The organism is Segatella paludivivens DSM 17968 = JCM 13650 (genome assembly GCF_000373185.1).
GTDB lineage: Bacteria > Bacteroidota > Bacteroidia > Bacteroidales > Bacteroidaceae > Prevotella > Prevotella paludivivens.
Genome location: NZ_KB890662.1, coordinates 1 through 8,437 on the forward strand (window position 1 = coordinate 1; position 8,437 = coordinate 8,437).

At 37.2% G+C, this 8,437-nt stretch carries 7 protein-coding genes and 1 pseudogene; 2 read left to right on the forward strand and 6 right to left on the reverse strand.

Going from position 1 to position 8,437, the window contains the following annotated elements; all coding sequences use genetic code 11:
* From B045_RS14580 to B045_RS0110775, 4 genes and pseudogenes are all read right to left on the reverse strand, one after another.
* A pseudogene (locus B045_RS14580) lies at nucleotides 1-316 on the reverse strand (hypothetical protein); the annotation flags it as partial.
* Nucleotides 313-939, reverse strand: a complete 627-nt coding sequence (locus B045_RS0110765) for a DUF4974 domain-containing protein (protein ID WP_154650157.1) — start codon at nucleotides 937-939, stop codon at nucleotides 313-315. The pseudogene B045_RS14580 and the gene B045_RS0110765, both read right to left, overlap by 4 nt.
* Nucleotides 940-949: 10 nt before the next feature.
* Entirely contained in the window at nucleotides 950-1,435 is a 486-nt protein-coding gene (locus B045_RS0110770; protein WP_044067775.1) for a sigma-70 family RNA polymerase sigma factor, read from the reverse strand.
* Between the two features lie 209 nt (nucleotides 1,436-1,644).
* Complete coding sequence (locus tag B045_RS0110775) at nucleotides 1,645-4,245, reverse strand: glycoside hydrolase family 2 protein (protein WP_026234405.1); 2,601 nt, start codon at nucleotides 4,243-4,245, stop codon at nucleotides 1,645-1,647.
* Nucleotides 4,246-4,498: 253 nt separating this feature from the next.
* Here B045_RS0110775 and B045_RS0110780 point away from each other — a divergent pair, with 253 nt between their 5' ends.
* Nucleotides 4,499-5,158, forward strand: a complete 660-nt coding sequence (locus tag B045_RS0110780) for an NAD(P)-dependent oxidoreductase (RefSeq protein ID WP_018464272.1) — start codon at nucleotides 4,499-4,501, stop codon at nucleotides 5,156-5,158.
* 24 nt (nucleotides 5,159-5,182) lie between these two features.
* Here B045_RS0110780 and B045_RS0110785 read toward each other — a convergent pair whose 3' ends face one another.
* Nucleotides 5,183-5,536, reverse strand: coding sequence for a winged helix-turn-helix transcriptional regulator (locus B045_RS0110785; RefSeq protein ID WP_018464273.1), 354 nt, complete (start codon nucleotides 5,534-5,536; stop codon nucleotides 5,183-5,185).
* 306 nt (nucleotides 5,537-5,842) lie between these two features.
* Complete coding sequence (locus B045_RS0110790) at nucleotides 5,843-6,418, reverse strand: YceI family protein (RefSeq protein WP_025884426.1); 576 nt, start codon at nucleotides 6,416-6,418, stop codon at nucleotides 5,843-5,845.
* A gap of 374 nt (nucleotides 6,419-6,792) precedes the next feature.
* Between B045_RS0110790 and B045_RS0110800 the strand changes: the two genes are divergently transcribed.
* Nucleotides 6,793-7,971 carry an MFS transporter gene (locus tag B045_RS0110800; RefSeq protein WP_018464276.1) on the forward strand — a complete coding sequence of 393 codons (1,179 nt, stop codon included), beginning with the start codon at nucleotides 6,793-6,795 and terminating at the stop codon, nucleotides 7,969-7,971.
* The last annotated feature ends 466 nt before the right edge of the window (nucleotides 7,972-8,437 follow it).

Sequence of the window (8,437 nt, forward strand, 5' to 3'; positions counted from 1 at the left end):
CCTCTCCAATCAGTTTCGTGTTTTCTTTCTGTACACACTCTACAAAGATGTTATCTCCATCGACAGTCATCCTTATGGGATAAAAGCCTATCACGTCTCTTATGGCATCGGGAACAGTTTTCTTGTCAATGCTCGTAGTAACGGTAAAGTCTTCAAGTTCGTTATAGATAAAGTTAATCTTGTACTTACTGGTATTCGCCTCTATAATCTTCAGAGCCTTTGACATGGAGACGTCTCTAAAATCATGTGTGATTCTCTGTGCACTGACAGAGATGGCAACGAGAGATGCAATCAGAAATAATATATATCTTTTCATTTTACATCTATTTTACTGTCTGTCAATGTAATGTTCACATTGTCAAAATGGTTCAATGACTCTACGATGGTTTCTGCATCCTTGCTCTTATCCCAATAAAAGTGCAGACGCAGATGTCTTGACTTGTCTGAATTATAAACCACCTTTAGTTTATAATATGAAGATATATCATCCAGTATGGTTTGTAATTCTACGTTATCAAACGACTGTCCTTTTTGTGTGGTTGTAGTATCCGTATCAGTCGTTTCTGTATCAATGCTCTTGGCAGCTTTGTCTGTAATCACTCTGCCAATCTGTGCCTTCTGACTAACTTGTTTCTCAGATGGATTTCTATTTAATACGATTGCTGCATAGGTTACGCCCGAAACCAATAGTATGCCAATGAATACGGCTGCTATCTTGCTCCATGATAAATGGTGGAGATGTTTTGTCTCAAACTCTTGCAGGGCTTTGTCTACGTCTACATCATGACTCTTAGTATAGGCATCATCTGCCTTTATAATAAGATCATAATACTCACGGGTTTCTTTGTCCGCAAGTATTTTCTGCATTTCCTCTTCGGTATAATGCTCAGGATGCTCTATCATATCAAGCAACCGTTCTATTTTTTCATTCGTTTCCATATTCATCCGTTTATTTGAAATTGGCTTTTAACGTTTTAAGAGCTTGTGAAAGATGCTTATATACAGCCACCTGACTTATTTTAAGTTCGTCGGATATCTCTCTATACTTCATCTTACGCTCATATTTCATAATAAGTACTTGCCTGTCTCTGGGCGTTAAAAGGGTATCTACCATCTCTCTGAGTCTCTGCATATCGGGTGTGTCATTATTAATGGCAATGGATGGCAGTGAAGACTCAAGGGTGAGCAAACGGCACACACGCTCTTTGATACGCTTGTGATGAAGCAAGTCCAGACAGCGATTGCGTACACACATCAAAAGATAGTTTCGTGGCTTATCTACATAGGGATTGATCGTTCCATCCCAAATCTCTGTGAATATGTCACTCACAATGTCTTTAGATTCTTCTTCATCCTTAATTATAAGCATGGATAGTCTTAGCATCTGCTTATAGTTATTTTTGAAAAGCTCTTCAAATTGTTCTTTCTTATGCATACTTATTTTGCTGTCGTTGTCAATATAACGAATGAGTTTTGATTTTCCTAACCATGAAAATAAAAAAGTTTGAATGAAGTCTAAAATATTACAGTATTGCAAGTTGGCCCCTAAACAAATCATTTATATGATAATAGTGAATAGAATGCATAAGGGCGAAATAGTAACAGTGACAACAAAGGCTACCTCTGGGTAGCCTTTGTTGTTCTTTAATACTGTGATATGTTATTAAGCTTATCCATATTCTTATTTTCCAGTTTCTGTTGTAACAAAGTCTTTAAGGCATTTATATCTGACAGATGCGTGTTGGGGCAGAATTTGTCAGAATGCATATAGCGCAGTACGCTCTCATAAAAGGCTCTTCCTTCGGGATATTTTGTTGTCTTTTCCAAGTCACTCATACAGATAAGAAGTTTGCCTTTGCCAATCTGAAATTCAAATATCAGTCCTAGTTTGTGGTTTCGTTCAATATTGTCTATCACCTGAACTATCGGTCTGTACTCTTTTCCCAGATTATCAAGTATTGCAGGATGAGACTCTTTGATTATAGGGAACCATTGCCAGTTGGTGTGCATTTCTGTTGGGAAATAATTGAATATTGGATGTTCTGGATTGGTAAGTATTCCAAGAGTACCCGGAGAAACGGGCTTTTTGTTGCTCTCACAAATAGTTTTAAACATACGGTAGTTCCAATAATCAGTCATGAAAAGTCCGCCCACCTGATCTTTTACAAATTCTGTTGAATCAGGCATCAGTAATACCTTAGCTCCCTTTAATAGTTTTTGCCCAATTTCATCGGTTATCTTATGTGTGATGATGAGGCCCTTTTTCAATTGCTCTGTATTGTTCTCATTAGGATACACCCATATCTGATAACTGTTATATCCAATTCCTTTTTGTGTCATGCCCGTGCCATCAAGAAATCCCAGTTCCATCGTAAGGCATGTAGGCTCTTTAAATCGTGATAAATCTATGTCTATATTTCCTATAGAATCCAATCCCTCTCTTATAAATCCCCCTAACACGATGAAATATTTAGTTTTGTCATTTTGTTTAATCTGGCAATAAACTTCAGTGTCGTTGAAACGACCGCTTGAATAATTCGCTACTTTTATCTTTGCTTTCAGATGTTCACTATTGCTGAAACAATATTTGTCTGATATAAGAAGCGGTACAACCGGACTGCACCATTGTCTCCACTGTTCTTCAGAAACTATTTTTTTGCTATCCATAAAGGCATCCATGATACCTACGTATGCGCTTCCTTGACCAGGGTAGTCCTGAATGTCAAGCAACTGAAATCCTGCCATATTCATTGTGCGCAAGTCCATTTCTATATCAGCCTTATAAAGTAATGCGCTCCACATTCCACTAGCTTTATGAAACTCTTCTGCTTGATCAAGCATCCCTGCATTTTCAAGTCTTTTGCGGAATACTTCCATGTTATATGGATAAAGAACCCCAGTGTATTTCTTTATTTCGTTGAAGTCGGGATAAGTTTGAAATTGTCCCGTCTCATGGCTTATTACAGGAACGGTAGCCTTGTCGCAAGCCTCGTCGAAGTTTAACGATGAATTCGGGTAGAAATGGTTTATCATTCCACCTTCGTAAGCATCAGCATAAGAAAACGAGCCACGTGTATGAGTATTGTATTTTCCCCAACCTTCACCGCCTATTCTGCAAGTAGTGAAATAGTCCATTCCTGTTTTTATACCTTGGTATCCCAGATAGTAATTGCTGCCGAACGTATAAAGAATCTTTGGGGCAATCTTTCTGAAGTCATCGGTGAATTCTTTCATTTTTTCAATGCTTCCCCATAACTCATTACCTAGAGCCAACATCACAAAAGAAGGATGGTGTGAGTATTCTCTCAAAATATTAACGCCTTCCTTATGAAGAAAAGTCATCAACGTTGTATCTTTTGCGTTGAAATCGCCCCAAAATGGTAGTTCGGGTTGCAGATATATTCCTATAGAGTCGGCAACGGAAAATGCAGCCTCAGGAGGACACCATGAATGAAACCTTATATGATTGATGCCATATTGCGCCAATTTACCCATATATTTTGCCCATGACGGCTTATCCATTGGTACGTGCCCAGTTATAGGCCAGACGCAGGCATCGTGCTTCCCACGCAAAAAAATCACGTGACCGTTGGCAAAGAAATGATGTTGACCTGCATGGAAATCCTTAAAACAGTCATTTGTCGGTCCGTTATAAGTGCTTGTTGTGTCTTCGGTAGCGTTTTCTGCTATAATATATATCTGTCCAATAATTCCATTCCAGTTAGTTTGTGTATCTTCTGTATAAGCATGACTGCTTGCATAAATCTGTTGCGGCACACCGCTTGCATTGTCTACGATTATCGTAATGTGGTGTAGTCCGGATTTCTTTATTGGGAGTATGTATCTTTGAGGTGTAGATATATCGTTGCTTGAACCAATATATACGTTGTCCAGATATACTTGCGTTGGCTTTGTACGTTCAAGGAATAATGTTGGTCGTGTATTCTTCCATGTTTTCGGAATCTCAACATCGTGTTCGTATTTCGCTTTTCCGCGATATGCAAACAGTCTTGTTAAGTGAGTTGTCTCTTCCTTTGACGATGGCTGGTAACCAAGATGATTTGTGTCTGTTGTTCCTGGAAGTATAATCGTATGAGGCGTTATACTTTCATTTGCAATCTGTTTCCCGTCTTTATCAGTAAGCAAACTGCATTTCCATTCTCCTGCAAGGTTTATCTTTTGTGCTTTAGCAAAAGGGCACATCGCGATAAAAAGAATAATTGCAAAATAACTTTTAGTTTTCATTTGTCTTTTATGGTTATAGCTGAGTGCAAAGATATGAATAATATTTTAAAACGTTTATCAATATCATCATCATGCTATATTCAAATATGGTTAATCAAAGTTAAGCTTAAATTTTTTATCTTCCATTATTCCACTATTCCTACTTTTTGGTAACTACATTACTTTTTAGTACCTACTTGCGAAATGTTATTCTAATCAGTATCTTTGCATCGTAACAAAGATATATTATTAACAATTTAAAAATATAACGATTATGAAGAATGTAGTTTTAATCGGTGCAACTGGTTATGTAGGAACAGCACTCTTAAATGAATTGCTAAGTCGTGGACATAAGGTAACTGCAATTTCGCGTGATGCGAGCAAGGTAAAGATACAGAATGAAAATCTAAGTGTTGTTGAGGCCGATGTCACCAATCCTGCCCAGTTGGCAAAGGTGGCAGAAGGTAAAGATGCTATTATCTCGGCATACAATCCGGGTTGGGCAAATTCTCACATTTATGAAGATACATTAGAGAATTACCCTAAGATTGTCAAGGGTGCAAAAGAGTCTGGCGTATCTCGTTTGTTAATCGTAGGTGGTGCTGGTACTTTGTTTGTCAAACCGGGTCTTCGCCTCATGGATACCGGAACTTTACCAGAGGCTTGGATTCCAGGTGTTAAGTCTTTAGGTGAATTCTATCTCAACACGTTAACGAATGAAAAAGAACTTGACTGGGTATTCTTGTCTCCAGCTGCAAATCTCGGTAATCTTAAACCTGGTGTCCGCACTGGAAAGTATAGAGTAGGCAAGGATGATCTGCTTGTTGATGAAAAAGGTGACAGTTTCATCTCTGTTGAGGACTATGCTGTAGCTATGATTGACGAATTAGAAACGCCAAAGCATCATAAAGAACGTTTCTCTGTGGCTTACTAAGCGTATAGTATAATGATTATTTCATTATACTACGACACTATTGAAATTCTCTTTTGCCCATTTTATAAGTCCTTCGAGACTTGGAATGAGGCTTTTACCAATATCGGTCAGTGAGTATTCCACACGAGGTGGAACTTCAGGGTATAGTTTACGATTAACAAGATGATTGCTCTCCAGATTTTTTAATGTCTGTGAGAGCATTTTTTGTGAACAGTCAGTCATGTTTCGACGAAGTTCATTAAATCGCATCACTCCATTCTCAGATACATACAAATGATAAAGCACGAGCAAAGACCATTTGTCACCGAATTTGGCTAAAACGTTACGAATTGGACATGTTAGATATTCTGGATTCACTATCTTTTCTTTCTTTTGCATAGTATTCTCTTTGTTTTATATTTGCAAAAGTAACGATTTCCTACATAGTTACTATTAGTTACTTAGTTAATCTTGGTTAACGACTAGAGTTGTATTAATCATGGTTCACGACACGCTATCATGTTTTTCTCATATATTGCTGATTTTACAATGCCATGAACGCCTATTGGAATATCTTCTATTCCAATTGTCAATTAGCTAAAGTCATTCTTTACACAAAAACATCCCTGTTCTTATTATTTAAGAGCAGGGATGTTATACTTAAAAAACTTCCGTTTAAATACTCAAATTATCCTATTCTTCATCCTATTTGTTAGGACTGAATTCTATATTAGCGACAATTTTTACATCATTGCTGATCATAGCCTCTGGAAATTTCGGGCCAAGGTTATAATCCGAGCGTTTTACGACTCCTGTTACCTGGAAACCGGCAGTAGTTTGCTTGTTCATCGGATTGATTATCTTTCCGAAGAATACCGCATTCAGTTTGATAGGTTTGGTTATACCATGGAAAGTTAGGTTACCATATATATAGCCTTTCTTAGCATTCAACTTCACCAATTTGGTACTTTTAAAAGTCAGCGTAGGATATTTCTCTGCATCAAAGAAATCAGCAGACTTCAAATGGTTGTCACGAGGTGTGACATCTGTATTGATACTTGCAACCTTAGCCTCCAAAGTGATTTTTGCATCACTATAGTCAGACTTTGATGTAATAACTGTTGCACTGAAATCAGAGAAACGCCCGTCTATTTCAGAGATCATAAGATGTTTAACTACAAATCCTAGTCTTGAATGCTGAGGGTCATTTGTCCATGTTGTTTGTGCACTTGCTGCTAATGCTGAAAGCATTATTACAGCTAGAATAATGTATTTTTTCATTGTTATTTTATTATTTAAAACTTTAATGTCCATCGTTTTTATTTTATTCAATGTTATACTGCAAATATAATAAAAGAAATAGATAAACACTGTACATATTTCAGAAAAGGATAAACTTGACGATCATATTTGCTTAAAAGTTTCTTGAAATTACAATGAAAGAACCTCATCTTGTTTCATATACCCTGATGTTTCTCGTTAAAGACTTTGATAATCACTCTATTAAGATCCACGCAAACCACGAGCATAGTGTAACAAACGCTTCCTTTTTGCTTCAACAAAATCAGAGAGAACCATTTTTTTAGACATAAATATTGCCATTAGCTATAATAAATGTATCTTTGTATTCTTAATTTAAAATAAGTTTCTTGTTTATGTTAAAGTTAGAAGAAAATAAAGGTATTCCTCGGTATCTTATCATAATGATGGCAATAATGGCTGGCGTGTCAGTTGCTAATTTGTATTATAATCAACCGCTGTTGGAACTTATTCGATTAGAATTTTCTGTCACAGAAGTACAGGCAAACTTAATCTCTGTGATAACCCAGATTGGTTATGCAACTGGATTATTTCTGATCATTCCGATGGGTGATTTATATTCTCGGCGCATGATTATTCTCATCAGTATGCTGTCTGCAGCACTTGCATCGGCAATCATTGGTTTTGCCCCAAGTCTGATTTTGGTATGGATAGCCTCCTATTTCCTTGGCGTTTGTTCTGTAATTCCCCAGTTATTCATTCCTATAGCAGGACAGTTCTCTAGTTCTGAAAATAAGGCTCGTAATATGGGTTATGTACTTTCCGGACTGTTGATAGGGATTTTAACTGCAAGAGTTGTGAGTGGATATGTAGGTAACTGGTTAGGATGGAGAGCTATGTTTTTTATTGCTTCGGTAGTAATGATCCTCAGTTGTTTGATTTCTGTTCGGGTAATGCCAGATATGAAATCCAACTTTCAAGGGAATTATCGTTCTTTAATGCGTTCTATACTGAAGATAATTGCAGCTCATCCAAATATCCGACTAAATTCCGTCAGAGCAGCTTTTGGATTTGGCTCTATGCTGGCGGTTTGGTCTTGTTTGGCTTTTCATTTAGGTCAAGCACCTTTTTATGCCGGAAGTAATATGGTAGGAATGTTGGGACTATGTGGCATCTTAGGTGCTGTTGCTGCTTCTGGAATTGGTAAATATATTCCTCAATATGGTATCGGTAAATTCTCCATCACAGGTGCTATAATACAGATAACAGGTTGGGTTATCGCATTTTTCTTTGGTAATAGTTACCCTGGATTGGCGATATCTATTATCCTTATTGATGTTGGCTTGCAGTGTCAACAACTTAGTAATCAAAGTGGATGTATTCAGGAAATACCTGAAGCCAGTAACCGAGTGAACACTATCTTTATGACTACTTATTTCATTGGTGGTAGTTTGGGAACTTTTCTAGCTGGTTGGGGATGGAAGTTGGCTGAATGGACGGGTGTTTGTGCAATGGGAGCGGGAATGGCTGTTATATCCTTAGTAATTTCTTTGGCAAGCCTTCACAAAGAATAAAAAAGGGATACTTACAAATTTATTACAAATATTCTCTCTAAACTAAGGAGTTAAAGAGGATCAAGCCTGCTAGGATAAGACGAATACTCAGGGATTTGGAAAATCGTACATAGGTTTTGCAAATAAACTAGCGTCGAAACGTCTATTCGCTGTCTGTCAGCACGTTAGATGTGCTTTTTTCAAAAATAAAGTGTCGCAAAAACGTCAATTTGCATTTCCGTTTCTATATAGAAACGCAAACTTTACATCGTAGAAACGCAAACTTCGTGTCGTAGCAACAGAAACGTTTCCACGTAATAACGCAAACGTTACGTCGTGGAAACGAATTTTCGATAAAAAATAACGATAAAATAGAATGGAACTATCAAAAATCCATGTCTTGTATAAGACAAAAAAAGAAATCAAGCAAAAAATGATGAGTCTTGACGATCTGTTCGTCATGATTCGAGATGAAAAATACCAAAAA

Coding starts and splice junctions, on each gene's coding strand:
- B045_RS0110765 (WP_154650157.1), bottom strand. CDS start 939: ATGGAAACGAATGAAAAAATAGAACGGTTGCTTGATATGATAGAGCAT.
- B045_RS0110770 (WP_044067775.1), bottom strand. CDS start 1,435: ATGCATAAGAAAGAACAATTTGAAGAGCTTTTCAAAAATAACTATAAG.
- B045_RS0110775 (WP_026234405.1), bottom strand. CDS start 4,245: ATGAAAACTAAAAGTTATTTTGCAATTATTCTTTTTATCGCGATGTGC.
- B045_RS0110780 (WP_018464272.1), top strand. CDS start 4,499: ATGAAGAATGTAGTTTTAATCGGTGCAACTGGTTATGTAGGAACAGCA.
- B045_RS0110785 (WP_018464273.1), bottom strand. CDS start 5,536: ATGCAAAAGAAAGAAAAGATAGTGAATCCAGAATATCTAACATGTCCA.
- B045_RS0110790 (WP_025884426.1), bottom strand. CDS start 6,418: ATGAAAAAATACATTATTCTAGCTGTAATAATGCTTTCAGCATTAGCA.
- B045_RS0110800 (WP_018464276.1), top strand. CDS start 6,793: ATGTTAAAGTTAGAAGAAAATAAAGGTATTCCTCGGTATCTTATCATA.